Genomic DNA, 24,706 nt, shown 5'->3' on the forward strand with positions numbered 1-24,706 from the left:
CCGCCCAGACGCCGAGGCTCGCCGCGCTTTGCACGCGGCATTCCCCGCGCGGCCGACGGGATTCTGCCGAACCCGTCTCACGAGCTCATCCACGCAATGCCATTCATCCGCAAGACTGCGGGCCTCGCCTGCGCCATCGCGTGCGCATGCGCCGGCCTCGGGACCCTTTCGACGCCGGCGCGCGCCGACGACGCATCCGCTGCACCCGACGTCCCCGCCGTGCCGCTCACCGGCGGCAAGCTGCTGCTGACGGGCGGCGTGTCGCAAGTCGAAGGCGCGGCCGGCGGCGGCCTCGCGCCGTGGGCCGTCATTGGCGGCTACGGCACCGCGCGCCAGCTCGGCGCGAACGTTCACGGCACCTATCTCCACACGCAGGACTACGCGCTCGGCACGTGGGGGCTGACGGTCGGCGTGGCGAACCGCGTCGAACTGTCGCTCGCGCGCCAGCGCTTCGACACGCGCGAAGCCGGCGCGAAGCTCGGGCTGGGCGAGAACTACACGTTCAATCAGAACATCTTCGGCGTGAAAGTGCGCCTGCTCGGCGACGCCGTGCTCGATCAGGACACGTGGCTGCCGCAGATCGCGGCCGGCGTGCAGTTCAAGCACAACGAAGAGGGCGGCGTGCTGAAGGCGATCGGCGCGGCGAGCAATTCGGGAACGGACTTCTATCTCTCGGCGACCAAGCTGCTGCTCGCGCAAAGCCTGCTGCTCAACGGCACCTTGCGCTTCACCAAGGCGAACCAGTTCGGCTTGCTAGGCTTCGGCGGCGACAAGTCGAACGCGTATCACCCGGAATTCGAATCGTCGGTGGCGTATCTGCTGACGAAGAACGTCGCCATTGGCGGCGAATATCGCATGAAGCCGAACAACCTCTCGTTCGCGCGGGAGCAGGACGCGTACGACGCGTTCATCGCGTGGGCGCCGAACAAGCACATCTCCTTGACGGCGGCCTATGTCGCGCTCGGCGATATCGCGACGATCAAGAATCAGCGCGGGCCGTACGTGTCCTTGCAGGCGGGGTTCTGATGAAAACGACGATGATCCTTCGCCATGCCGCGCTCGCCGTCTGCGCGTTTGCCGCTCTGAGCGGCACCCCTCATGCCGGCGACGACACGCTCTATCGCCAGTTCGGGGAGCAAGCCGGACTCACGCGAATCGTCGACGATCTGTACGACAACGTGCTCGCCGATCCGCGCACCGCGCTTTACTTCGAGAACGCGCCCATCAAGCGCATCAAGAGCAAGCTCGTCGAGCAGTTCTGCGTGCTGCTGGGCGGCCCGTGCGAATACACCGGCCGCCCGATGCGGCGCACGCACGAAGGCCAGAACATCGACCGCGCCGCGTTCGACGCGCTCGTCGAAGACTTGCAGGCCGCGATGGACAAGAACGGCGTGCCGTTTCACGCGCAGAACAAGCTGCTCGCGAAGCTGGCGCCCATGTACCGCGACGTACAGGACCGCGAATGACACCCCGCCTCGTTATCTCTTCCCTGTTGTCGGCGATGGCGCTCATCGCGGCCTGCGCGCACGCGGCGAGCGTTCACGTGCAGGTGGTCGATCAGGCGGGCGCGCCCGTGCCGGACGCCATCGTGTATGCGGTGCCCGCGGGCGGCAAGCTGCCCGCGACGAAACCGGCCAGCGCCATGATCGATCAGGTGAAACGCCGCTTCGTGCCGCTCGTGTCCGTGGTGCAGACGGGCGCATCGGTCACGTTTCCGAACAAGGACAACATCGAGCACGACGTCTATTCGTTCTCGCCAGCTAAGCGTTTCGAATTGAACCTGTATCACGGCATTCCGGGAGCGCCGGTCGTGTTCGACAAACCCGGCCTCGTCGTGATGGGCTGCAATATCCACGATGCGATGGTCGCGTATCTGCTGATCGTCGATACCCCGTACTTCGCGAAGACCGACGCGAAAGGCGCGGCCACCATCGACAACGTGCCCGCCGATGCCTACAAGCTGACCGCGTGGCATTTCCGCCAGGCCGATGCGAACGCGCAGCCCACGCAGAAGTTGACCGCGGCTTCGGACGCGACGGCGAAGTTCTCGCTGCAACTGAAGGCCGCCGAATAGCATGCGCCTGCACAGCCTGCGGGCGCGCATCGCGCTGGTGTTCGTGTTGCTGATGCTCGTCGCGCAGGCGGCGGCGTACGTCGTCATCAATTCGGTGATTCTGAAGAACGCGCACCAAAACGCCGAGGAGCAGTTGTCCGTGGCCGAGCGCGTCTTCGGGCAAGTGCTGCGCGGCAACAGCCAGCAGTTGACACAGGCGGCGAGCGTCGCGGCGTCCGACTTCGGTTTTCGCGAGGCGGTCGCGACGCACGACAGCAAGACTGTGGCTTCCGCATTGCAGAATCACGGCGACCGCATTCACGCGGATATCGTGATGCTCGTCGATCTCGACGGCACGCTCGTCGCCGATAGCGGCGGCGCGGCGCATCAGGGCACGGCGTTCCCGTTCCCGCATCTCATCAAGACGGTGGCGCAAAAGGGCGACGCGTCATCCTTCGGCATGATCGGCGGCAAGGCGTATCAGCTCGTCGCGGTGCCGGTGAAGGCGCCTATCGTGATCGCGTGGGTCGTGATGGGCTTCGCGATCGACGACGCGCTTGCCCGCGAGATGAGTTCGCTGACATCGCTCGATGTGTCGTTCCTGACCGTCGACAAGCGCGGCAGTTGGGGCGTGCTCGCCAGCTCGCTGCCCGAAGCGGCGCGGGCGGGCCTCAAGAATCAGGCGCAACTCGCGGAGGATGGCTACGCGACGCGCGTGCTTCATCTGCATTCCGAAGGCGAGACCGTCGCGGTCTTGTTGGAACGTTCGCTCAGTCAGGCGCTCGCGCCGTTTCATCGCTTACAGTCCGCGCTCTTGATCATCACGATCTTGGGCGTGATCGTCTCGATTGCGGGCAGCATGCTCACCGCGCGCTCGGTCACGCGTCCGCTCGCGGCGCTCGCGCAGTTCTCGCGGCGCGTCGGACACGGCGATTACAGCGCGCCGATCGACGTGCGCCATCAGGACGAAATCGGCGAACTGGCGAGCGCGTTCAATCAGATGCAGGAAGGCATTGTCGAGCGCGAGCGGCGTATCACCGAACTCGCCTACATGGACCGTCTCACCGGCCTGCCGAATCGCGCGCTCTTCAACGACCGGCTGCAAGAGGCGATCGTGGCGGCGCGCGTGGAAGGCCGCGCGTTGTCCGTGATGATGATGGACCTCGACCGCTTCAAGCTGGTGAACGACACGCTCGGGCATCCGATCGGCGACATGTTGCTGTGCGAAGTCGCGAAGCGTCTGCGCGCCACATTGCAGCGTCCGGAGGACACGGTCGCGCGTCTGGGCGGCGACGAGTTCGCCGTGCTGCTGCCCGCCGACGATCTGCCGGCGGCGCGCGCGATCGCCGCGCGCATGCTTCGCGCGCTCGAAGAGCCGATCATGATCGAAGGGCAGCTCGTCGACGTGGGCGCGAGCATCGGCATCGTCGCGTTTCCGGACAACGGCAGCGACATGAATGTGCTCTTGCGCCGCGCCGATATCGCGATGTACGTGGCCAAGCGCGCGAACCTCGGCTATGCGCTCTACGACGAGCGTCACGACGAGAACAGCGCCGAACGTCTCTCGCTGATGAGCGAACTGCGGCAGGCCGTCGAGCACGATCAGCTCACGCTCTACTATCAGCCGAAGATCGATCTGGCGACGCATCGCGTGAAATATGTCGAGGCGCTCGTGCGCTGGGACCACCCGACGCGCGGGTTCATCGCGCCGGATCAGTTCATTCCGTTCGCGGAGCAGACCGGCTATATCAAGACCGTGTCGCGCTGGGTCGCGGACAAGGCAATCGCGCAGTGCGCGGAATGGCGGGCGCAAGGCATCGAGCTGGCCGTGTCCGTGAACGTGTCGGCGCGCGAGCTCATTCAGTCGACGCTGCCCGAGACGTTCCAGAGCCTGCTCGACCGGCATGGCGTCGCGGCGCAATGGATTCGCATCGAGATCACCGAGAGCGCGATCATGGACGACCCGAACCACGCCATCGAGACGCTCGACCGGCTGCATGCGCTCGGCGTGTGTCTGTCCATCGACGACTTCGGCACGGGCTATTCGTCGCTCACGTATCTGAAGCGCATGCCGGTGGACGAACTGAAGATCGACAAGTCGTTCGTCATGAACATGACGCATCACAAGGACGACGAGACCATCGTGCGATCGACCATCGACCTCGGGCATAACATGGGCTTGAAGGTCGTCGCGGAAGGCGTCGAAGACGAAGTCACCATGCAGCGCCTGCGCGGGCTCGGCTGCGATCTCGCGCAAGGCTTTCACCTGAGCCGGCCGCTGCCGCCCGCCAAGCTCGTCGATTGGCTCGAAGGCTGGCGCGTGCAGAGCGGCGTCGAGAGCGAACCGTCGCTGCCTGCCTAAAGCGCATCGGTGACATGCCCGCATAACGATGAACAAGCATCGGGCGTGACACTCTCCATTGTTTAGAACTCGCTCTATGGACAGCGGGCTTCGCATCTGTCATTTCATCCGCACGCGCGCTTCGCGCAATGCCGGGCGAATGGTCGAGCCATGATGCCTGCAAGCACGCGAGAACGCGCCTCTTGTCGCCGCAATTAAGGGGACAGGGTTTTCGACATCGTTCTATATGACCAGAATTCCCGCGCCTTTATCGTTCAATGCAAGTCACGACAACATGGATGTACAGATAACGTCGATACACAGACGCTTCCACCGTATCGCCGTGACGACCTCGCAGCGCGCGGTTTGCGTGGCTGCGACGCTCGCCGAGCAATCGGGCTAACGGTTGAAACCTGCGCGAGCCAGTTGATGGGGAGGCCTCACTCGGCCTGTCAGGAGATTCGGTATGGGAAAGACAAAAATCGCCGTCGTCGACGATCATCCGCTCGTGCTGTACGGACTCGAGAAGACGCTGGAGGGCGCGGATTTCGACGTGATCGGCGCGGTCACGAGTCCGGCGCAACTGTTGAAGCTACTGCGCGACGTGCCTTGCGATGTGGTCGTCACCGACTATTCGATGCCGGGCGATCAGGCGCTCGACGGTTGGCGTTTTCTCGCCTCGGTGTCGAGCCAGTTTCCGGACACGCGGGTGCTGGTCTATACGGAATTCGACGATCCGTTTCTCGTCGGCAGTCTGGTGCAGCGTGGTGTCGCCGGCATCGTCAGCAAGCGCGACGAGATGCACGAAGTGCTGGCCGCGGCCCGCAGTCTCGCACGAGGCGAACGCTATCTGTCGCCCATCGCCAGCGCGTCGCTGGACCGCTTCTGCGCGCTGCCGCATTACAAGCGCTTCATGGCGCTCACGCGCCGTCAGATGGAAGTGACGGGACTGATGCTCTGCGGTCTCACGGTCTGCGAGACGGCGCGTCTCCTGGACCGGCGCGTGAACACCATCAGCGCGCAGCGTACCGAAGCATGCAGGCGGCTCGGTTTCTCGGGGGAGTCGGAGATGTACCGCTTCGCGGTGGGACATGGCTTGTGGCTGGATCGTTCGACGGCGGGAAGCGAGCTTCGGCCCGCGTGACGACTCTGGATGGTGACAGGAAGAACGGAAGCATGAGACCTGCTCCGTTTCATTGAGGATAAAAATAATGCTGAAAAAGCGCATCAGCGTCGCGATCGTCGACGATCATCCACTCGTTATCTGCGGGTTGCGTAACGCACTGGAAAACGCCGGTATCGATGTCATTGAAGCAGTTAGGCATCCTTCCGAATTAATGGCGCTGCTCGAACGCGCCCATTGCGATGTCGTCGTCACCGACTATTCGATGCCGACCGGCGGCACGCTCGACGGCTGGCGTTTTCTGTCTTCCGTGTCCGCGAAGTATCCGCACTTGCCGATACTCGTGTACAGCGAGTTCGACGATCCGTTTCTCGTCGGCACGCTGGTTCAGCGCGATGTCGCCGGCATCGTGAACAAGCGCGAGGATATGTCCGTGGTGCTGAACGCGGTGCGCGAACTGGCGAGGGGCAAGCACTTTCGGTCGCCGGTGGCCGAGTGCGCGCTCGCGCAGTTCAATGCGGAGCCGGACTTGCGGCGCTTCGCGTCGCTCACGAAGTGGCAAATGGAGGTGACGGGCCTCATGCTCTGCGGCATGGGCGTCGTCGAGACAGCGCGGCTCTTCAGTCTCGGCAAGAGCACCATCAGCGCGCGGCGCGTGACGGCGTGCAAGCAGCTCGGCTTCTCGCGGGAGGCGGACCTGCATCGCTTCGCAGCGGATCGCGGTTTGTCGCTGGACCGCTCTGCCGCCGCGCGCGCCAGTCAAGCCATCTAACGAGCGCTTTCACCGGTCACGCGAAGGCGGACCGGTAGCCGTGGACGCCTGTTCTGCGGCTAGGAGCTTTCTCAATTTCGCGGTTTCCTCGTGCGCGAGGGACGCGCGATGCCTTATACGGCGGGCCTCCCCGGCCCGCGCTCCGCGCGCCTTCCGAGATTCGAAGTTCTTCTATATGGGCCGAAGGCGCCCGTTTCTACCATTCGTTCCGTGGATTCGGTGAGGAAGGTCGGGGCTGCGGAGTCGACGAGTTGACAGCGGTCAACAAAACGCGACCCGAGTCAGTCCCCCGCCGCGACATGCCGAGAGGCTTCAAAGCGGCGCCGAATCCAGATTGCCGAGGCGCTCAGCCCTTCCCGCAATTTTTCAATGTGTATTGCGCTGAGCGCATTGGACCGCGGTTGAACTGTCAACGCGGAACGTCTCATCTCTCTTTACTTGTATTTCTCTCATGAACAAGAATCGGTTTCGTCGCGTCTTCAGCAAACGACTCGGCATGTTGGTGGCTGTCGCTGAAGATGTAGTCAGCCAGGGCAAGGCGCCGGGCGAAGGCGCGGCTTCGGGCGCGGTGTCGGTTGAAAGCGCGTTCCGCGTAGTCTCCGCGATGACGGCGTTCGCCGCTGCTCTTCTGGCGACGCAGCCCAGCGTGAGCTTCGCGCAAGCGTTGCCGACGGGCGGTCAAGTGACCGCAGGCCAGGCGAGCATCTCGCAGAACAGCGATACGATGACCATCAATCAGGGTAGCCAGCGCACCGTGATCGACTGGAACTCGTTCAACATCGGCAGCGGCAACACGGTGCAGTTTAATCAGCCGAACGCTCAGTCTCAGGCGCTTAACCGCGTGACGAGCGGTGGCGCATCGAACATTCAAGGTTCGCTCCTGGCCAACGGTCAGGTGTTGATCCAGAACGCGAACGGCGTGCTGTTCGGTAAGGGTTCGGTGGTGAACGTCGGCTCCTTGCTCGCGACGACCAAGGCGATCAATCCCGATGCGTTCATGGCAGGTGGCCCGCTGCAACTGAGCTCGACGGGCACGAACGCGAGCGTCGAGAACGATGGGTCGATTCAGGCGCAAGGCTACGTCACGCTCGTGGGCGATCAGGTGCGCAACACCGGCTCGATCAACACGGCGCAGGGAGGCCAAGTGGTGCTCGCCGCAGGCGACAGCGCAACGGTGGCGCTGCCGAACGGCCAAGGCATTCAACTCACGCTGAGCAATGCAACGGCCAACGCGCTGGTGGAGAACAGCGGCACGATCAACGCGCAGAACGGCTCGGTGCTGCTGACCGCACGCGGCACGAACACGCTGCTCAACACGGTGGTGAATCTCGATGGCGTGACGCGCGCGGGCACCGTGGTGGCCGATGCAGGCAACACGGGCGATGTCGCCGTTACGGGCAAGGTCGATGCATCGAACAATGCAGCAGGCGGCGTGGGCGGCACGGTGGTGCTGTCGGGTAACCGCGTCGGCGTCTTTGGTAACGCGACGGTCGACGTGAGCGGCGATGCAGCGGGCGGCAAGGTCATCATGGGCGGTGACAGCCTGCATCAACTCGCGGGCACGCAAGCGCAATCGATGCTGCAAGACGGCATGACGTTCGCGGATTACACGCAGGTGGACGCAGGCGCAAGCATCAAGGCCGATTCGGCGCATGGTAACGGCGGCTTCGTCGAAACGTCGGGCCATAGCCTCGACGTGCAAGGCACGGTGAGCGCAGCAGCGCCGAATGGCAAGTCCGGCCAGTGGCTGATCGATCCGACCAACGTGACCATCAGCACGAGCGCGGACAGCAACTACAGCGGCACGGTGACGAGCGGCTTCAGCGGAGGCTCGAATTCGAGCGCGACGGTGAGCAACGGGACGATCAACAACGCGCTGAACGCGGGCACCGATGTGACGATCACCACGGCAAGCTCGGGCACGGCGACGGGCTCGATCACGCAGGCGGCGGGCGCGGATAACGGCAGCACAAATATCGACGGTAACTCGACGAACGGCAACGGCACCTGGATCGAGCCGAATGCGACGATCAACACGACCGACAACGGCACGACGAACATCTCGGGTAACTCGACCAATGGCGCTGGCGTGATCGACGATGGCACGATCAACACCTCGGACAACGGCACGACCAACATCTCGGGCAATTCGACGAACGGTCAAGGCGTGATCGACACCAACGGCACGTTCAACACCGACGGCAATGGCACGGTCAACGTGATCGACAACGGTGACATCATCCATACGGGTGGTGGCAACAAGGACCACAACACGACCGACAACGGCGGAGCCAATGGTGGCAACAACGGCGGCTCCAACGGCGGCGATAACAACGGCACCGACAACGGCACCGGTGGCAACACCAATGCCCACAGCAGCTCGGGCAGCTCCGCGGGCGGCACGGCTGCGGCTGTGGTTGGCGGTCTCGGCGTGGCCGGCGGTCTGTCGTATCTGATCTATGAAAACGCCATGCACATGTATCTGGACGAAGCGCAACCGCTGACTCTGGAACTGGGCGATGCGGCTTTCACCATCACGAGCACGGACAAGAAGATGTGGACGGGCTCGCTCACCGGCAGCGCGCCGATCTTCGACGACGGCCTGCGCATGACCGGCGGCGTGTCGCGCCAGCAGTACTTCATCAATGCGGGAACGCCTGTAAAGGGCGTGGCGACGACCGCCCAGGCGGGCGTGCAGTATCCGTTCGCCCGCGGACTCGACGCGAACGTGTGGGGCGGCGCATCGCTGTTGCACAGCCAGACATCGACGGATCTCACGGACTACGACGCGACCACGCACAGCAAGCTCGATTCGCTGCAACTCTCGTTGACCGCGGACAACGGCGAACGCGCCCGCGCGCTGCGCACGAATCTCGCGGCCGGGCAGATCGCGCTCACGCTCGGGCATCAACGCAACGACGACCCGTCGGAGCCGATCACGCGGCGCGCGGGCAACTACGCGAAGCTCACCAGCAACGCGTTCGGGACATATGCGCTGTCGAAAAGCGGCAACCTCTTCGCTTCGGGCCGCATTAGTGGACAGCTTGCGAGCCGCAATCTCGATGCGAGCGAGAAGCTCGGCCTCTCCGGTCCCGATGCCGTGCGCGCGTATCGCGCCGACGAAGGCTCGGCCGACGAAGGCGTCGTGGCGAGCGTGGGGCTTTATCAACGGTTCCCGGTGGCGACGGGTCATCAGCTTCAAGTCGGCCTCTTCAACGACTTTGCTTACGGACGCGTGAACCATTCGCCGTGGGACCACTGGGAGAACACGTATCCCGGCGTGAGCGGCGTGACCAACAACCGCGTGCTTGCCGGTTACGGCGTGAGCGTCGACTGGCTGACGCCGATCGGCGCAACGGTATCGGCCTCCGTTTCAAGACCGTATCGCTTCTCCGAAAGCTCGTGGGTCGAGCCGGGCAAGAAGCCGACGCAGTACTGGCTCTCCGTCACCTGGAGTCATTAAGCTCGCGGCCCGCTCGGCCTGACGCCGACGGGCGATCCTCATTCGCTGCAAAAACCGGGACACAGCATCATGCATTTCAGCATCAACAAATTCGAATACCTTTGCTATCGTCGTGAGAAGGAAGCCGCCGGCCGCGAGCTGCTGAAACTGCTCGCGCGCATCGACGCCAACTACGGCCTTCTGATGGATGTCGACAGTTGGGCGCAGTCGGGCGAAGCGAGCGACATCATGGACGATCACCTGCTCACGCGCAACACGTCGGCCATCACCGCGCTGATGAGCGATCCGGATTTCCGCTTCTCCGAAGACGGCATTCGCCGGACGCAGCTTTTTCAACGCTGGATCGCGGGGCTCTTCGCAGCAAGCCCGTTCCGCAACGCCGATCACATTCTGCGTTCGCTCGGACTCGATGAAGAAGCGCGTCACTCGGTGCAATTGCGCATCGGCGACATGCGCAAGTTCCAGTTGTTCTATACGCCCGAGTCCGAAGTGCGTCTCGACTGGGACGTGCTGTGGAATCACGACAAGGTCGCAACTGCGAGCCTCGCGACGACCATCATGTCTTCGCGCTTTCTCGGCACGCCCGCCGCGCATCAGAAGCGTGAAATGCTGCTGCGCTGGCTGCCGGACAAGCTCGACCAGATCGAGAGCCTCGACGCGCTGCCGGTCGGCGTGCTGCACGACATGTACATGCATTGCAGCTATGCGGACCTGCCCGGCAAGCACGACATCAAGAAGCCGATCAATGCGCTGATTCGCCGCAAGCTCGCGAGCCTCGGCCTGCACGATGTGGAGCGTCGCGCGCGGCCGGCGAAGAAGGGCGAGAAGCCCGTGCTGCTCGTGGTGCTCGAATGGTTCTCGAAGAATCACTCCATCTATCGCACGCATTCGCAGACGATGGTGGCGATGCGCGACAAGTTTCATCTGATCGGCGTGGGCTATGAAGGCCGCGTCGATGAAGCGGGCCGCGAGGTATTCGATGAGTTCATCGCGCTGGAAGGCGCGACGCTGTGGGACCACGTGCGCCAGGTTCGCGATGTCAGCGAAGCGCGCGAGGCGCAGGCCATGTACATGCCGAGCGTCGGCATGTTCCCGATCACCATGGCGCTCGCGTGCCTGCGCGTCGCGCCGCTGCAGATGATGGCGCTCGGCCATCCCGCCACCACGCACGGCCATGCGATGGACTACGTGGTCGTCGAAGAAGATTACGTCGGCGACGAAGCCTGCTTCAGCGAGAAGCTGCTCAAGCTGCCATCGGACGGCATGCCGTATCGACCGCCTGCGGCCATGCTCGAACTCGACCTGAAGAAGCGCAAGCGCCTGAAGGCCGATCCCGTGAAGATCGCGGTCGCGGGCACGACCATGAAGCTCAATCCGGGCTTCCTGCAGACGTGCGCCGAGATCGCCAAAGAGGCGTCGGTGCCCGTGGAATTCCACTTTCTCGTCGGACAGGCAACGGGCCTCGTGTTCCCGCAGGTGCGCAACCTCGTGCGCCGCCTGATGGGCGACAAGGCCGTGGTCCACAAGCATCAGGACTACGCGAACTACATGAAGGTGATCGCTGGCTGCGACATGTTCCTGAACCCGTTCCCGTTCGGCAACACGAACGGCATCGTGGATACGGTGTGGGCCGGGCTCGTCGGCGTCTGCAAGACCGGGCGCGAAGTGCACGAGCACATCGACGAGGGCATGTTTCGCCGTCTCGGTTTCCCCGAATGGATGGTCGCGAAGACCAACGAAGAGTACAAGGCGGCGGCGCTGCGTCTCATCGAGAACGACAGCGAACGGCTCGATCTGGCCCGTTCGCTCGCGGGCAAGAAGGCCATCGAGAAGCTCATTTTCAAGGGCCGGCCGGAGATTCTGGGCGAGCGCATTCAGGCGCTCTTGAAGGACCTGAGCCGCGCTGACGCGGCAAGCGCGGCGGCTCTTGCTGTCGCGGCGAAGTGAGGCAATCATGAAGGAAACCAGCAAAGCAAGCCTGCGCCGTTCGCGCGAACCTGCATTCGTGCAGCACTATCTCGTGGGCGACGGCCTCGACATCGGCGTGACGGATGACCCGCTTTCGTCGCACGGGCATGTTTTCCCGCGCATGGGCAAGGTCACGTCGTGGCCCGCCGACAAGGGCGATCTCTCGACGATGGACGGCGCGAGCGACGCGTCTTTCGATTTCGTTCACGCAAGCCATGTGCTCGCGCGGCAGAACAATCCGCACAAGGCGCTCGCGCGCTGGCTCGATCTCGTAAAGCCAGGCGGTCATGTGATCGTGACCGTGCCGGACGAAGATCTGTACGGAAAGGGCGTCTGGCCGAGCCGCTTCAACGGCGGCCACAAGACGAGCTTCACCATCTATAAGGCCGAGAACACGCTGCCGCGCTCGGTGAACGTCGTCGGACTGGTGCAGGCGATGTCGCATGTGGCGGACTGCGAGCGCATTGCGCTGGTGCGCGACAACTTCGACGCCGCGCGGCCCGACGCCGACCAGACCGCCGACAGCTACGCCGAGTGCGTGATCGAACTCGTGCTGCGCAAGCGCGCCGTGCCTACCGCGCATGAGATGAAGCATGCGATGGAGCACGCGCGCAGCGCCGAGGACGCGATCGCCGCGGCGCAGGCGGCGGTGCGTCAGTATCCGTATCGCTTCGATGTCTATCATCGCGCGATGATGCAATTCTTGCGCTGGGACGCGCCCGAACATGCCGACGCGATCTGGACGCAGTGCGTCGAGCGGTTGCCGGGCGAACATCTGCCGCGTCTTTACGAGGCATTGCATCTGATCGCGCGTGGCAAGCTGCGCGAAGGCTTCGCGCTGCGCGAGAAGGTCATGGCGCCGTTCGGGTGGCAGCGCCGCACCACAACGCAGCCGCCGCACAACGTGCCGGAATGGAAGGGCGAGTCGCTGAAGGGTAAGTCGATTGCCCTCTGGAGCGAGTTCGGTCTCGGCGACGAGATCTTCTTTTTGCGCTTCGCGAAGATTTTCCGCGACAAATGCGGCGCGAAGCGCGTGGTGGTCGTGTGTCAGGCGCCGCTCGTCGAACTGTACGAGGCGTCGATCGGCGCCGAGGATGTCGTCGATGTGCAGAACGCGGCGAATCTGTCGGGCGTCGATTACTGGGTGTTCCCGCATGCGATTCCCGCTTATCTGCCGCTCGAACTGGAAGCGCTGCCGCGCACCGTGCCTTATCTTCACGCGCCGGCATCCGTTGCGTCGAAGCTGCCCGACGTCGCGCCGGGCAAGCTGAAAATCGGCGTCGTGTTCAAGGGCAATCCGACGCATGAAAACGACAGCCATCGTTCGCTGCCGTCGCTCGCCGTGCTGAACGACCTCTTCGCGATAGACGGTATCGAGTTCTTCAGCCTGCAAAAGGGCGCGGGCGCCGACGAAGCAGCCCGGTACGCCAACGAGCGCGCGAACTTTCACGACGTGGGCGCTCGTCTGAACACGATGGCCGAGACGGCGAGCGCGATCGCGGCGCTGGATCTCGTGCTGACCGTGGATACGTCCGTGGCGCACGTCGCGGGCGCAATGGGCAAACCGGTCTGGCTGATGCTGCCGTTTTATGGCGACTGGCGCTGGCATTACACGCGCGACGACAGCCCGTGGTATCCGACCATGCGCCTCTTCCGCCGCCGCTATGGTGGCGACTGGGCCGAAGTCGTCGCGCGCATCGGCGGGCACCTGCGGTATCAGTTGGCGGTGAAGGCATCGGCCGTATGACGAGCCGCTCATCGGGCGCCTCCATCGAATGAATCGAAATCCGTCTATATCGTGCGAAGTCTCTCAGGCGTGAGAATGTAAGCGACCTGCGATGTCCGGGAAAGGTTGTGCGCGCCAGTCTTCATGGCGCGTGCGGCCGGCATGGCCAGCGAGGAGAGCGGCAATCGCCACGCGCGCCCATTCGCCCCGGACCACCGATTTTTTCTTCGACCCAGTTCGCCGCCTTACCCGGGCGGTTTTTTTTTGCTGGAGACCACTGCCCGACGAACGACACGGTGCGTCAGTCACGCTGACGGACGTTATCGACATTGTTCGATATATCGCGCGATAACGTTTGACTAAAGTCATGGGTCGATGCCACAGCGGATTGACGCAAGCCGCATGTGCAGGGCTCGGGGCAAGCCTCGGCGAACCGCGAATGCAGCGCGGCGGACGAGGCGGTCGTTGCGCTCGTCGCCAGCCGCATTCCTAGTCAGGTGCTCTTATGTTCGTTCCGGATTCGATCAGCCAGGTCTTTCGCAAGTGTTGTGAAGCAGTGGGAATCGCATCGACGTTCCTGATGCCGGTGTTCTTCACGCTGTCGTTCGTGATCCTCGCGGTTCTGGGAGTGGGTAAATCGGAGTCCGTAATAACGCTAACGGTGGTGGTGGTCTTCATCGCATCCATGATCGTCATCACGGGCATGATCCTCGCGGAGAGCCGGCAGTTCAAGAAGCAGCGGACGTCGCAGGTCACGTCGATTCCGTTGCGTCACCTGGCTCGGCCCGCGCCGCAACGGGATGAACCCTCTCAAGCGGACGGCGAACGATGCGACGGTACGAAGCCGCGTTGCCGCCTGTGCCGCAGCGGCGGCCGGCGCGTTCGCCTCGGCTGCCTGACTCCTGGAGCCTACTGTGAAGACCGGAATGAATAGTGTCGCTGCGCGCCCGGTCGGCGTTGCGTCCATGCAAGCGCTGTCCTTCGTCTTTCAATGCGATTTCCCGTATCCTAGAATGACTTCAGGGCATGTCCGCCCGGTCGGGAGACGTGGGGATGAACGGGTCTGTTCGTCTGTTGCTTCAATCGCGCCAAGCAGCGCGTCTGTTTCGTTTTCCGATGCAAATCTGCAAAGCGCCGGCGACGGTGTGCCTATGAATGGACACACGGGGCCGATCCGCGTGGTGTTGGCCGATGACCATCCCATCGTTCTGATGGCCGTCTCCGATCAGTTTTCGAAACTCGCGGGGTTCACGATCACGGCCACGGTGAATTCGGGCGCGGACCTCGTGCGCGCGCTCGAAAAGGAGCCGGCCGATCTGGTCATCACCGATCTCGTCATGCAGGGCGACGAAGAAGTGGAACTCGACGGCTTGCGTCTCGTGAGCAAGCTGCGCCGCTCGTATCCGGACGTGCCGCTCGTCGTGCTCACGATGATGACGAGCGGCGGCATGTTCCATGAGCTCTGCAAGCTGGGCGTCGCGGCCATCGTCAGCAAGGAGGAGCCGGCGAGCGAACTCGCGCAGATCAGCGTGCGCGCGCTGACGACGAAGGAAACCATCTTCTCGCCGAAGATCCAGCATCGTCTCGCGCGCGAAGGCTCCACGACGAAGGATCTCGCCCGCGAACAGCCGCTTTCGCCGCGCGAGCTGGAAGTGGTGCGCCTCTTCGCACAGGGGCTCTCGGTCACCGAGATCGCGCGCACGCTGAACCGTTCGGTGCCGACGGTGGCGACCCAAAAGCGCTCCGCCATGCGCAAGCTGCATGTGGAGAACCACGTAGACCTCGTCAAATACGCCGCGAAAACAGGGCTGGCCTGATGGAGCGTTTCTTCGCCGCATCGCAGGATTCACCTCTGCAAATGCTGCGGATGCTCGAAAGCAACCTCAAGCGGGAACGGCGCATCTTCGCTATCGCCGTCGGGCTTTTGATCTTTGCCGCGCTGTGCGGCGCGACGGCCACCGGCTTCTTCATGTTGACCGCGACGTTGAAGACGGAAGAAGAGTTCGCGCAGGCCGCCATGCGCGGCGTGAACGTCAGCATATTCAGCCGATACAACATGCTCACGGCGGGCAGCCTGCTGCTCGAAGTGGGCGCGTCCGCGCCGAAGGCCGGCGTGCCGGAACGTCCGGGCAAGCCGAAGTGCGAGCCGTATCCGCCCGGCGTGCATGACAGAGTGCTTGCCGAAGCGTGCCAGGCCGCGCGTCAGATGATCCCGGAAGAGAGCACGCCGCCGCTCTTGCAATACGCGAGACTCGACGGTTCCGCCTCGGCGGGCTTCGGATTCTTCACGGAGACCGACGACAAGGTTCCCCCGCCTAAAAGAATCGCCGCGCTCGCTGAAACGGCGAAGGTCTACATGAACACGCACAACATCGTCCCGCTCGAAGCCGCGCGTGACCGGCGCGTCATGTGGTATCTGGCGCCGCGCTCGATCGGCTTCGGAGCGCCGACCGTCCTCATGTTCATGGTGGTGGCGGGCGACGGCGACCCGTACGGGCTCGTGTTCACGCGGCTCAATCTGGACCGGGCGCTGCGCCACGCGGTGCCGGAGTCGCTCGAGTCGCAGATCGCCATATTCGACAACGACCATCAGGTGCTCGCGGGCGACGACACGCCCGATCTCCGATTCATCGAGAACCGGCTCGCGACAGCGCCGCCGGGCGGGTTCCACTGGCTGCCCGGTCACGGCTGGGGCGCGCGGCTCGATCCGCTCGCGCTCGGCGTCGGGCATGTGGTCGTCGCGCTTCCCGTCGCGACGGAAATGGGCGCGAAGCGCGTGCAGATGGCGATTCTGGTCTTCGTCACCGGCGCGCTCGTCGCCATGTTGCTCGCGATGTACCGCTACTGGAATTTTCGCTTTCTCACCCGCTCGTACGAGCAGGCATGCCGCGCGGTCGAGGGCGAGATTCTCAACCATCTGCTCGTGCAGGCGACGCCCGTGGGCCTTTGCATCGCGTTGCAGGAAGACCTGCATGTGATCGCCGCGAATCAGATCGCGCGCTCGCTGTTCGATCTGAGCGAAATGTCCACGAGCCTGCCCGCGGGCCTGCGCGATGCATTTCACGCGCACGGCACCGCGGCGGCCGAGGACGGGCACGAGGCAGCCATCCGGCAGCTTCACTACACGCTCGAAAAGCCGGACCACGGCACGCTGCATCTGAAGGTGTCGTATGCGGCGGCGGTCGTCAACAAGACCAACGTGTTCTTCTGCGCGATCGCCGATATCACCGAGCACCGCGAAGTGGAACGGCTGCTGCGCGAGGCGAAGGAAAGCAGCGACGCCGCCGCGAAAGCCAAGCTCAGCTTCTTTGCCTCGATGAGCCACGAGATTCGCACGCCGCTGTCCTCGCTCGTCGGCAATCTCGAACTGGTCGCGCTCGGGCCGCTCGCCGCCGAGCAGGAAGCGCGCGTTCACGCGATGCAGGCATCGGCGAGCGCGCTGTTGCAAGTGGTCAACGACGTGCTCGATTTTTCGAAGATGGATATCGGCGAGATGCGGCTCTCGGAAGAATGGGGCTCCATACGCGCGCTCGTCGTGCGCGTGATGGTCGCGCATGCGCCGCTCGCGAACCGTCAGGGCTTGCGCCTGTTCGTCGTAATCGACCGGTCGTGTCCGGCGAAGCTATTGTTCGATCCGATTCGCGTGTCGCAGATTCTCAACAATCTGCTCGGCAACGCGCTCAAGTTCACGTATTCAGGCAAGATCGTCGTGCGCGCCCGATGGATCAACGACGCGCTCGAACTCAGCGTCGCGGATTCGGGCATCGGCATTCCGGCGTCGCAGCGCGAGAAGCTCTTTCAGCCGTTCATGCAGGGCGACGCGCACCGTCTCACGCAGGCGCGCGGAACGGGGCTCGGCTTGTCCATCTGCGTGCGGCTTTGCGAACTCATGAAGGGCCGCATTTCGCTCGACAGCACCGAAGGCGTCGGCACGCGCATTCAGGTGTCGCTGCCGCTCGCCGCCGACCATTCTTCCGACACCGGCGACGCCGCCTTGCTCGACGGCAAGCCCGCCATTCTGTGCCGCGCGAGCGAGTATCGCGAATGGTTCGAAAATCTCTACGACCCGGAGCGCAGTTCGGTCACGTACCTGAACCACGCCGACCCGGCGCTCGCGGAAGGCTGCGAGTATTTGATCGCCACGGACGAGTTCACCGAGGAAGACATTAAGGCGGCATGGAAGGACGGCACGCGCGTGATCCGCATGACGCAGGACGGCCCGCTCGTGCCCGTGCATTGGGGCGACGGCGTGCTGGAAGTGAGCATCTTCAGTCTCAAGGGGTTCAAGGACGCGATCGCGACCATCAAGGGCCGGCAACGCGCCTCGCCGCACGGAGACGACGCGCTCGCGCTGCCAGCCGCGCGCAAGGCCGGGCCGACCGTCGTGATCGCGGAAGACAACCGGCTCAATCGCGGGCTGTTGCGCGATCAGTTGCTGACGCTCGGGGCATCCATGCTGGAGGCGAAGGACGGCGAGGAGGCGCTCGACCTCTTGCGCAAGCATCGCGTGGATATCGTGCTGACCGACATGGACATGCCGAAGATGTCCGGCGCCGAACTGCTCGTCGCCGCCCGCGCGCTCGATCCCGCCATGCGCGTCTACGCGATCAGCGCGAGCGCGAGCGCGCAGGACGTGGAACGCGGGCGCGCGCGCGGCTTCACCGACTATCTGACCAAGCCGGTCCCGCTCGCGGTGCTGGCCGGCGTGCTGCAAACGGCGGGCGTTGATGCTGCGGGCGCCGCGCCCGAATCCGATGCGCAACCCGCGAACGAAGCGCCGGAGGACGACGATCTCCCGCCGCGCTTTCCGCCAATTCCCGCCGCGTACATGCCGGACCTCGCCGGGCAGATCGACGAAGACATCGTCGCGCTCGACGATATCTGCAAGGAAAAGGACGCGCGCAAGCTGCGCCGCTGGGCGCATAAGCTCGCGGGCGGGCTGACGGTGCTCGGTCCCTCCATGCTGTACGACCAGTGCCAGGAACTGCGCGCATTGCTGCGTGAATCGGAAAGCTGGGTGGAAGACGTCGATACCTTCACGGCGCTCATTCGCGGCGACCTGATCGAATTGCGCGACATGCTGCATGCGGTGCTGGACCCGCATCCGAGATAGCGAGCCGGGCGATTACATCCGCTGCGTGGGTGTGCCGACCGCGTCCGGTTCGTCGCGCGCGGCGAGCGTGTCGTCTTCCGAGAAGCGGTAGCCGCCGCGGCCCTCGGTCTTCGCTTCGTAGAGTGCGATGTCGGCCCGCTTGAGCGCGCGCTCGAACGATTCGCCCGGCTTCGCAAGCGCAATGCCGATGCTCACGCCGAGCGTCACGACCATGCCCGCGTCGAGTTCGTAAGGCAGCGAGAGATCGCGCACGATGCGCCGCGCGAACGCGATGCTCGCGGCATCCGCGAAGTACGTCGCGACCACGGCGAACTCGTCGCCGCCGAGACGCGCCGCGAGTTCGCCATGCCGCATCGCGTTGCGCAGACGGTCCGCGACGCGCCGCAGCAGCTCGTCGCCCGCATCGTGGCCGTGCGAATCGTTGACGTGCTTGAAGCCGTCCAGATCGACGTACATCACCATCACCTTCTCGCGGTGCGCGCTGCCCGCGATCAGGCGCTCGGCGTGGTCGCTCAGATAACGCCGGTTCGGCAGGCCGGTCAGCGAGTCGTGATGCGCCCAGTGCAGGATCTTCGCTTCCGCGCGGCGGCGCGCGGTCACGTCCTCGACGATGATGACGGCGCTGCCGTCCGGCACCGGATCGCGGCTCAGTTCGAGTCGACGGCCGTCGGGCAGCGTGAGATCGAGCGGGGCGCGGGCGTCTTTCAGCCACTCGCCGCAGCGCGCGCTCAACTTCGCGCGCAGCGATTCGCCGTGCCCCGCGAGTGCCAGATAGCCGATGAACTCCGGCAGCGCCACGCCGATGCGCAGCATGTCGGCGGTCGCGCCGAAGAGGTCCGCCACCTTGCGATTGGCGATGACGACCGCGCCCGCCGCGTCGATCGTGCAGAGGCCGTGCCGCATGTGCGCGAGCGCGGCGTCGAAGCGCGCGGCCAGTTCCGCGTGCTCTTCTTCGGCCGTCATCAGCGCGACGAGATTGCGATAGTGGCGGCGCACGACGATGCTCATTGCAGCGATATAGACGGCGAGCGGCGGCACGAGCATCCAGTAACCGGCGGGGCCGAGGAGCGCGCCCACGCCGATCGGCACGCTGCCCGCGCAGATCTGCGAGATCGCGAGATGCGGCACGCCCGCATTGCGCGACGCGATGCCGCCCAGCATGCCGGCCGTCACCATGATCGCGAGCGACGCGAGCATGGCGTCGCCGGACATGACGCAGGCCATCGCGCCCAGGCCGGTCAGGCCGCACGCGATGAGCCCGAACGGCGCGTAGCGCCGCGCCCACGGCTCGGGCTGCGGCGACTGCCTGCGCCGCGCGGCGCGGTAGCGGCACACCACCGCCACGCGCGCGGCGAGAAGCAGCGCGTCCGCGACGAACCACGCGACGGTCCACGGCGCATGCGCGCGCACGAGCGCGACCAGCGCGACGAACGCGGTGGAGCCGCCCGCGAGCAGCAGCGGCCTAATGTCGTCGAGCAGGGTGAAGAGCAGCGAGGCGCGATTGCCGGGCGTGATGCGTCCGTCGTCCGTTGCCGGTATCGCCAGAAGGGAATCGAGCAAGGACGAGGAGCCTGACATGCGAGATACCGGCGGACCGGAAAAATACGGGGGAGGCATCGGTGAAGCGCGGGCTTATCCGGCGTGCACCGTCATGTGCGGGTTTACGGCAGGTCGGTCGAAAACTGAAAGAGGCAAGCGGTCAGCCGGCGCTATTGTCATCGCGCGAGCCGGCCTTCAGAATCTGCGCATCCGAATCTGCGGACCCTTAAGCCGCTGCTCATCCTTCGAGGACACACCATGGCAAAGATCCTGACGCTGCACGGCGTCAACCTCAACATGTTCGGCAAGCGCGATCCGAAGCAGTACGGCACCGCGACGCTCGCGCAGATCGACGAGCAACTGGCCGCGCTCGGCAAGGAACTGGGCGTCGAAGTCGAGTGCTACCAGACCAACATCGAAGGCGAGATGTGCTCGCGCATCCATCAGGCGTTCAGCGATAACGTCGATGCAGTCGTCATCAATGCGGGCGCGTGGACGCATTACAGCTACGCCATTCGCGATGCGCTCGCCATTCTGACAGTGCCGATCATCGAGGTGCACATGTCGAACGTTCATGCGCGGGAAGCGTTCCGGCACGTGTCCGTGTTTTCCGAAGTCGTCAAAGGGCAAATCTGCGGCTTCGGCGTGGAAAGCTATCTGCTCGGCCTGCGCGCGGCGGTATCGGCGATCAAGTGATGCCGCGCCGCGCCTAAGCTCTTACGCGCGGCTCGCGTCTTTCACGCTGGCGGCGGCGCGGCGCGCGCGGCTTTGCACGGGCACGGGCTTGCGCTCGCGCAGCGTCGCGCCGCGGATGAACAGCACGGCGAACAGCGCGCAAACGGTCCAGACGATGGCGATGAGGGTCAAGTAGTTCATTGTCGTGTTCCTGATTCGATGCGTATTCTTGTGAGTCGTGGTGCTCAGGCTTCTGCGACGGGCATCGCGAGCAGGCGGCGGATCAGCGTTTGCGCGATCGCGTGCTGCTCGGCCAGCGTTTCGGCGGCGTCGGCGGCATCGGCGTTGGCCTGCGCACGGACCTGCGCGGCGAGGCGCAGCACGTTGTCCGATGCCGTCCGGAGTTCGGCGAGCAGTTCGGCTTCGAAAGCCGCCATGCCGGCGTGCGATTCGATTGCGCCGAGAATCGCCGTCTGCTGCGGCGTGCTGTTCGTTTGCATCGTCTGGAACATGTTGGCTTCCCCGTAAGTGGATGAATCCATTCTGCGCGGGGAGCGTCCGAATCAATCCTCCGAAAAAGACCTGATTCCCGGTTCAGTTCGATCTCTTGACGACGCGCCTTCGCGCCCCATGAGGGTGCGGAGTCCATCCGACAAGGCTTTCCGGGGCGCCGGGGCGGTAAAATCGCGTGTTTTTCCGCGCGCCGTCCAGCACGGTTCGGCGAGTGTTCGCTTTGTACAGTCGCCCGTCGCACGAAAAAACAACACTTTTCGCGTTTCCCGACGGGCAGCGGCAGAGCGGCGCGCGTCCTTGGCAGTTCAGGCAGAGATCGACAATGGCTTCAGGCAACAACCCGGCAGCAGCGCAGCACGAAACACTCAGGCGCGGACTCAAGAGCCGCCACATACAACTCATCGCGCTCGGCGGCGCCATCGGCACGGGGCTTTTCCTGGGCGTCGCGCAGACCATCAAGCTCGCCGGCCCGTCCGTGCTGCTCGGCTACGCCATCGCCGGATTGATGGCGTTTTTCATCATGCGGCAGCTGGGGGAAATGGTCGTCGACGAGCCCGTAGCCGGCTCGTTCAGCCATTTCGCGGACAAATACTGGGGCCATGCGGCCGGCTTCGTGTCCGGCTGGAACTACTGGGCCGTGTATATCCTCGTGAGCATGGCCGAATTGTCCGCCGTCGGCATCTATATGCAGTACTGGTGGCCGGCGCTGCCGCCGTGGGTATCGGCGCTCGCGTGTTTCGCGATCGTCAACGCGATCAATCTGACGAGCGTGAAGTCGTACGGCGAGCTCGAATTCTTGTTCGCCATCGTGAAAGTCGCGGCAATCGTCGGCATGATCCTGTTCGGCGGCTATCTGCTCGTGTCGGGCCACGCGGGGCCGCAGGCCAGCGTGACGAACCTCTGGCGGCTCGGCGGCTTTTTCCCGTACGGCGCGAGCGGACTCATGATGTCGATGGCCGTCATCATGTTCTCGTTCGGCGGGCTGGAACTGGTCGGCATCACGGCGGCCGAAGCCGAGGACCCGTCGCGCAGCATTCCCCGCGCGACGAATCAGGTCATCTACCGCATCCTCATTTTCTATATCGGCGCGCTCGGCGTGCTGCTTTCGCTCTATCCGTGGGACAAGGTCGCCACCGGCGGCAGCCCGTTCGTGCTGATTTTCCGCGAGATGAACAGCACGGTGGTCGCGAATGTGCTCAACGTGATCGTGCTGACGGCCGCGCTTTCCGTGTACAACAGCGGCGTCTATGCCAATAGCCGCATGCTGTACGGCCTCGCGCAGCAAGGCAACGCGCCGCGTGCGTTGCGCGGCGTCAGCGCGCGCGGCATTCCGCTCGCGGCACTCTTCGTGTCGGCCGTCGTCACGGCGGCGTGCGTGCTGATCAATTACTTCATTCCCGGCCGCGCGTTCGAACTGCTGATGGGGCTCGCAGTATCGGCGCTCATCATCAACTGGGCGATGATCAGCATCATTCATTTGAAGTTCCGCCGCCGCAAGCGCGAGCAGGGCGCGGCCACGACGTTTGCGAGCCTCGGTTATCCGTTCACGAACTATCTGTGCCTCGCATTCGTCGCGGGCATCGTGTGGGTGATGTACGAGACGCCGGACCTGCGGCTATCCGTCTATCTCATTCCCATCTGGCTGGCGATTCTCGGAATCGGCTACTATCTCAAAACCAGGGCCGCCGCGCGCCGTCCCGCTCATCCATCGTCCTGAATTCAGTCCTGATACCGACACCATGTTCGAACATATCGATGCCTACCCCGGCGACCCGATCCTCTCGCTGAACGAAAACTTCCAGAAGGACCCGCGCGCGAACAAGGTCAATCTGAGCATCGGCATCTATTTCGACGACGCCGGCCGCTTGCCCGTCATGCAGGCGGTGCGCGAAGCCGAACTCTCGATTCTGCAAGAGCTCGGCCCGAAGCCGTATCTGCCGATGGCCGGTTTCGCGCATTATCGCGATGCCGTGCAGGCGCTCGTGTTCGGCACGGGCAGCGCGGCGCGCGCCGAAGGCCGCATCGCGAGCGTGCAGACGCTCGGCGGGTCGGGCGCGCTGAAGGTCGGCGCGGACTTCATCAAGCGATACTTTCCGGCGTCGAAAGTATGGGTGAGCGATCCGACGTGGGAGAACCATCGCTTCATCTTCGAGCGCGCGGGCTTCGAAGTGAACACGTATCCGTACTACGACGAAGCCACCGGCGGCCTGCGCTTCGATGCGATGCTCGAAGCCATCGACGCGTTGCCGGCAAAGAGCGTCGTGCTGCTGCATGCGTGCTGCCACAATCCGACGGGCGTCGATCTCGACGAAGCGCAGTGGGTCAAGATCATCGACGTGCTGCATAAGCGCGACCTGCTGCCGTTCGTCGACATGGCGTATCAGGGCTTCGGCTCGGGGCTCGAAGACGACGCGTTCGCCGTGCGCGAGCTTGCGCGCCGCGGCGTGCCGGCGTTCGTCGCGAATTCGTTCTCGAAGAACTTCTCGCTCTATGGCGAGCGTTGCGGCGGCCTGCATGTGATCTGCGACGATGCCGCCGAAGCCGATCGCGTGCTCGGTCAACTGACGAGCGCGGTGCGCGCCAACTACAGCAATCCGCCGACGCACGGCGCGAAGATCGTGACCAAGGTGCTGACGACGCCGGAACTCGCGCAATCGTGGAAAGATGAACTCGCGGCGATGTGCGAACGCATCGCGCGCATGCGCCGCGCGATTCACGACGGCCTGCGCGAGCACGTGCATGGCGAGGCGTTGTCGCGTTACGTCAAGCAGCGCGGCATGTTCACGTACACGGGTCTCGAAGCGCCGCAAGTGGACCGTCTGCGCGAGGAATTCGGCGTGTATATCCTGCGCTCGGGGCGCATGTGCGTCGCGGGGCTGAACGAGAGCAACGTGCAGATCGTCGCCGACGCCATCGGCAAAGTGCTCGCGAAGTAAGGCGTCGGCCGACACATTCGCATCACAACGCGGGACACGACAGCACCTGCTGCGGCGGCAGCGTGCCCGGTCCCGCGTCCACTTTCGAGCCGCGCGGCGGCGTCGAAATCAATCGCACGCTGTTTTCTCCCGCGCTTTCTCCAGCATTCGCGAGCACGTACTGCTCCGCGCTTCCATCCGGCTGCCAATACACGCGATACACCGCGTCATCCCGATAGATATGCAGCGCGCCGTGCACGGCCTTGTCGCCTTGCACGAGATCGGCGCGCGCGCCTTCCTGTAACGTCAGCGCGTTGCCCGACGCGCCTTGCAGCACGCCGCAGGCGGGCTGGCCGGCGTGCGCGTGCGCGGATGCGAGAAGGGCCGCGCAGAAAGCCGCGTGTCGATACGGCGAAACGTTCATCGGCGATGCCTCCGAAAAGTGAATCGGCCACCTTCCGCAGCAAGTTATGTGCGTACCGCGTGTGAGGCGATTCGCTTCGCC

19 protein-coding genes are annotated in these 24,706 nt (G+C 64.3%); 15 read left to right on the plus strand and 4 right to left on the minus strand.

Annotated elements, in window-relative coordinates; all coding sequences use genetic code 11:
* Positions 1-96: 96 nt before the first annotated feature.
* From LDZ24_RS24975 to LDZ24_RS25035, 12 genes are all read left to right on the plus strand, one after another.
* Entirely contained in the window at positions 97-1,026 is a 930-nt protein-coding gene (locus LDZ24_RS24975) for a DUF3034 family protein (RefSeq protein ID WP_248324575.1), read from the plus strand.
* Positions 1,026-1,466: a group 1 truncated hemoglobin gene (locus LDZ24_RS24980; protein ID WP_248324576.1), complete on the plus strand. Its 441-nt coding sequence runs from the start codon at positions 1,026-1,028 to the stop codon at positions 1,464-1,466. The genes LDZ24_RS24975 and LDZ24_RS24980 overlap by 1 nt, the downstream gene beginning before the upstream one ends.
* On the plus strand, positions 1,463-2,074 hold the full coding sequence (locus tag LDZ24_RS24985; protein WP_248324577.1) for a methylamine utilization protein: 612 nt from the start codon (positions 1,463-1,465) through the stop codon (positions 2,072-2,074). The genes LDZ24_RS24980 and LDZ24_RS24985 overlap by 4 nt, the downstream gene beginning before the upstream one ends.
* Before the next feature lies 1 nt (position 2,075).
* Positions 2,076-4,415: an EAL domain-containing protein gene (locus tag LDZ24_RS24990; protein WP_248324578.1), complete on the plus strand. Its 2,340-nt coding sequence runs from the start codon at positions 2,076-2,078 to the stop codon at positions 4,413-4,415.
* A gap of 445 nt (positions 4,416-4,860) precedes the next feature.
* Positions 4,861-5,538, plus strand: a complete 678-nt coding sequence (locus tag LDZ24_RS24995; protein ID WP_248324579.1) for a response regulator transcription factor — start codon at positions 4,861-4,863, stop codon at positions 5,536-5,538.
* 67 nt (positions 5,539-5,605) lie between these two features.
* Positions 5,606-6,289: a response regulator transcription factor gene (locus LDZ24_RS25000; RefSeq protein ID WP_248324580.1), complete on the plus strand. Its 684-nt coding sequence runs from the start codon at positions 5,606-5,608 to the stop codon at positions 6,287-6,289.
* A gap of 496 nt (positions 6,290-6,785) precedes the next feature.
* The gene (locus LDZ24_RS28080; protein WP_305854739.1) at positions 6,786-9,752 is read left to right on the plus strand and encodes a filamentous hemagglutinin N-terminal domain-containing protein; all 2,967 of its coding nucleotides are present in this window, start codon (positions 6,786-6,788) and stop codon (positions 9,750-9,752) included.
* Positions 9,753-9,821: 69 nt separating this feature from the next.
* Positions 9,822-11,699: a peptide transporter gene (locus LDZ24_RS25015; protein ID WP_248324581.1), complete on the plus strand. Its 1,878-nt coding sequence runs from the start codon at positions 9,822-9,824 to the stop codon at positions 11,697-11,699.
* Positions 11,700-11,706: 7 nt separating this feature from the next.
* Positions 11,707-13,467: a methyltransferase domain-containing protein gene (locus tag LDZ24_RS25020; protein WP_248324582.1), complete on the plus strand. Its 1,761-nt coding sequence runs from the start codon at positions 11,707-11,709 to the stop codon at positions 13,465-13,467.
* A gap of 484 nt (positions 13,468-13,951) precedes the next feature.
* Entirely contained in the window at positions 13,952-14,380 is a 429-nt protein-coding gene (locus tag LDZ24_RS25025; protein ID WP_248324583.1) for a hypothetical protein, read from the plus strand.
* Between the two features lie 217 nt (positions 14,381-14,597).
* Entirely contained in the window at positions 14,598-15,263 is a 666-nt protein-coding gene (locus LDZ24_RS25030; protein WP_248324584.1) for a response regulator transcription factor, read from the plus strand.
* Entirely contained in the window at positions 15,263-18,559 is a 3,297-nt protein-coding gene (locus LDZ24_RS25035) for an ATP-binding protein (RefSeq protein WP_248324585.1), read from the plus strand. The genes LDZ24_RS25030 and LDZ24_RS25035 overlap by 1 nt, the downstream gene beginning before the upstream one ends.
* Positions 18,560-18,571: 12 nt before the next feature.
* On the opposite strand, the gene LDZ24_RS25040 is transcribed toward LDZ24_RS25035, so the two are convergent.
* Positions 18,572-20,137, minus strand: coding sequence for a sensor domain-containing diguanylate cyclase (locus tag LDZ24_RS25040; RefSeq protein ID WP_248324586.1), 1,566 nt, complete (start codon positions 20,135-20,137; stop codon positions 18,572-18,574).
* A gap of 219 nt (positions 20,138-20,356) precedes the next feature.
* Between LDZ24_RS25040 and aroQ the strand changes: the two genes are divergently transcribed.
* Positions 20,357-20,794 carry a type II 3-dehydroquinate dehydratase gene (gene aroQ, locus LDZ24_RS25045; protein WP_206470746.1) on the plus strand — a complete coding sequence of 146 codons (438 nt, stop codon included), beginning with the start codon at positions 20,357-20,359 and terminating at the stop codon, positions 20,792-20,794.
* 21 nt (positions 20,795-20,815) lie between these two features.
* Here the strand turns inward: aroQ and LDZ24_RS25050 are convergent, their stop codons facing one another.
* Together LDZ24_RS25050 and LDZ24_RS25055 are read right to left on the minus strand one after the other, a co-directional pair.
* Complete coding sequence (locus LDZ24_RS25050) at positions 20,816-20,974, minus strand: hypothetical protein (protein ID WP_248324587.1); 159 nt, start codon at positions 20,972-20,974, stop codon at positions 20,816-20,818.
* 44 nt (positions 20,975-21,018) lie between these two features.
* Entirely contained in the window at positions 21,019-21,315 is a 297-nt protein-coding gene (locus tag LDZ24_RS25055; RefSeq protein ID WP_248324588.1) for a hypothetical protein, read from the minus strand.
* 293 nt (positions 21,316-21,608) lie between these two features.
* Between LDZ24_RS25055 and LDZ24_RS25060 the strand changes: the two genes are divergently transcribed.
* Positions 21,609-23,003 carry an amino acid permease gene (locus LDZ24_RS25060; protein WP_248324589.1) on the plus strand — a complete coding sequence of 465 codons (1,395 nt, stop codon included), beginning with the start codon at positions 21,609-21,611 and terminating at the stop codon, positions 23,001-23,003.
* A gap of 22 nt (positions 23,004-23,025) precedes the next feature.
* A complete protein-coding gene (locus LDZ24_RS25065) occupies positions 23,026-24,222 on the plus strand; it encodes an amino acid aminotransferase (RefSeq protein ID WP_248324590.1) in 1,197 nt (398 codons plus the stop codon).
* 22 nt (positions 24,223-24,244) lie between these two features.
* On the opposite strand, the gene LDZ24_RS25070 is transcribed toward LDZ24_RS25065, so the two are convergent.
* Positions 24,245-24,625, minus strand: a complete 381-nt coding sequence (locus tag LDZ24_RS25070; RefSeq protein WP_248324591.1) for a hypothetical protein — start codon at positions 24,623-24,625, stop codon at positions 24,245-24,247.
* Positions 24,626-24,706 lie beyond the last annotated feature (81 nt).

The organism is Caballeronia sp. Sq4a (assembly GCF_023170545.1).
GTDB lineage: Bacteria > Pseudomonadota > Gammaproteobacteria > Burkholderiales > Burkholderiaceae > Caballeronia.

Bases quoted from the DNA above. Each gene is read 5' to 3' on its own strand.
- aroQ (WP_206470746.1), top strand. From the start codon at position 20,357: ATGGCAAAGATCCTGACGCTGCACGGCGTCAACCTCAACATGTTCGGC.
- LDZ24_RS24980 (WP_248324576.1), top strand. From the start codon at position 1,026: ATGAAAACGACGATGATCCTTCGCCATGCCGCGCTCGCCGTCTGCGCG.
- LDZ24_RS25015 (WP_248324581.1), top strand. From the start codon at position 9,822: ATGCATTTCAGCATCAACAAATTCGAATACCTTTGCTATCGTCGTGAG.
- LDZ24_RS25000 (WP_248324580.1), top strand. From the start codon at position 5,606: ATGCTGAAAAAGCGCATCAGCGTCGCGATCGTCGACGATCATCCACTC.
- LDZ24_RS24985 (WP_248324577.1), top strand. From the start codon at position 1,463: ATGACACCCCGCCTCGTTATCTCTTCCCTGTTGTCGGCGATGGCGCTC.
- LDZ24_RS24990 (WP_248324578.1), top strand. From the start codon at position 2,076: ATGCGCCTGCACAGCCTGCGGGCGCGCATCGCGCTGGTGTTCGTGTTG.
- LDZ24_RS25065 (WP_248324590.1), top strand. From the start codon at position 23,026: ATGTTCGAACATATCGATGCCTACCCCGGCGACCCGATCCTCTCGCTG.
- LDZ24_RS28080 (WP_305854739.1), top strand. From the start codon at position 6,786: ATGTTGGTGGCTGTCGCTGAAGATGTAGTCAGCCAGGGCAAGGCGCCG.
- LDZ24_RS25040 (WP_248324586.1), bottom strand. From the start codon at position 20,137: ATGTCAGGCTCCTCGTCCTTGCTCGATTCCCTTCTGGCGATACCGGCA.
- LDZ24_RS25030 (WP_248324584.1), top strand. From the start codon at position 14,598: ATGAATGGACACACGGGGCCGATCCGCGTGGTGTTGGCCGATGACCAT.
- LDZ24_RS25035 (WP_248324585.1), top strand. From the start codon at position 15,263: ATGGAGCGTTTCTTCGCCGCATCGCAGGATTCACCTCTGCAAATGCTG.
- LDZ24_RS25020 (WP_248324582.1), top strand. From the start codon at position 11,707: ATGAAGGAAACCAGCAAAGCAAGCCTGCGCCGTTCGCGCGAACCTGCA.
- LDZ24_RS24995 (WP_248324579.1), top strand. From the start codon at position 4,861: ATGGGAAAGACAAAAATCGCCGTCGTCGACGATCATCCGCTCGTGCTG.
- LDZ24_RS24975 (WP_248324575.1), top strand. From the start codon at position 97: ATGCCATTCATCCGCAAGACTGCGGGCCTCGCCTGCGCCATCGCGTGC.
- LDZ24_RS25055 (WP_248324588.1), bottom strand. From the start codon at position 21,315: ATGGATTCATCCACTTACGGGGAAGCCAACATGTTCCAGACGATGCAA.
- LDZ24_RS25060 (WP_248324589.1), top strand. From the start codon at position 21,609: ATGGCTTCAGGCAACAACCCGGCAGCAGCGCAGCACGAAACACTCAGG.
- LDZ24_RS25050 (WP_248324587.1), bottom strand. From the start codon at position 20,974: ATGAACTACTTGACCCTCATCGCCATCGTCTGGACCGTTTGCGCGCTG.
- LDZ24_RS25070 (WP_248324591.1), bottom strand. From the start codon at position 24,625: ATGAACGTTTCGCCGTATCGACACGCGGCTTTCTGCGCGGCCCTTCTC.
- LDZ24_RS25025 (WP_248324583.1), top strand. From the start codon at position 13,952: ATGTTCGTTCCGGATTCGATCAGCCAGGTCTTTCGCAAGTGTTGTGAA.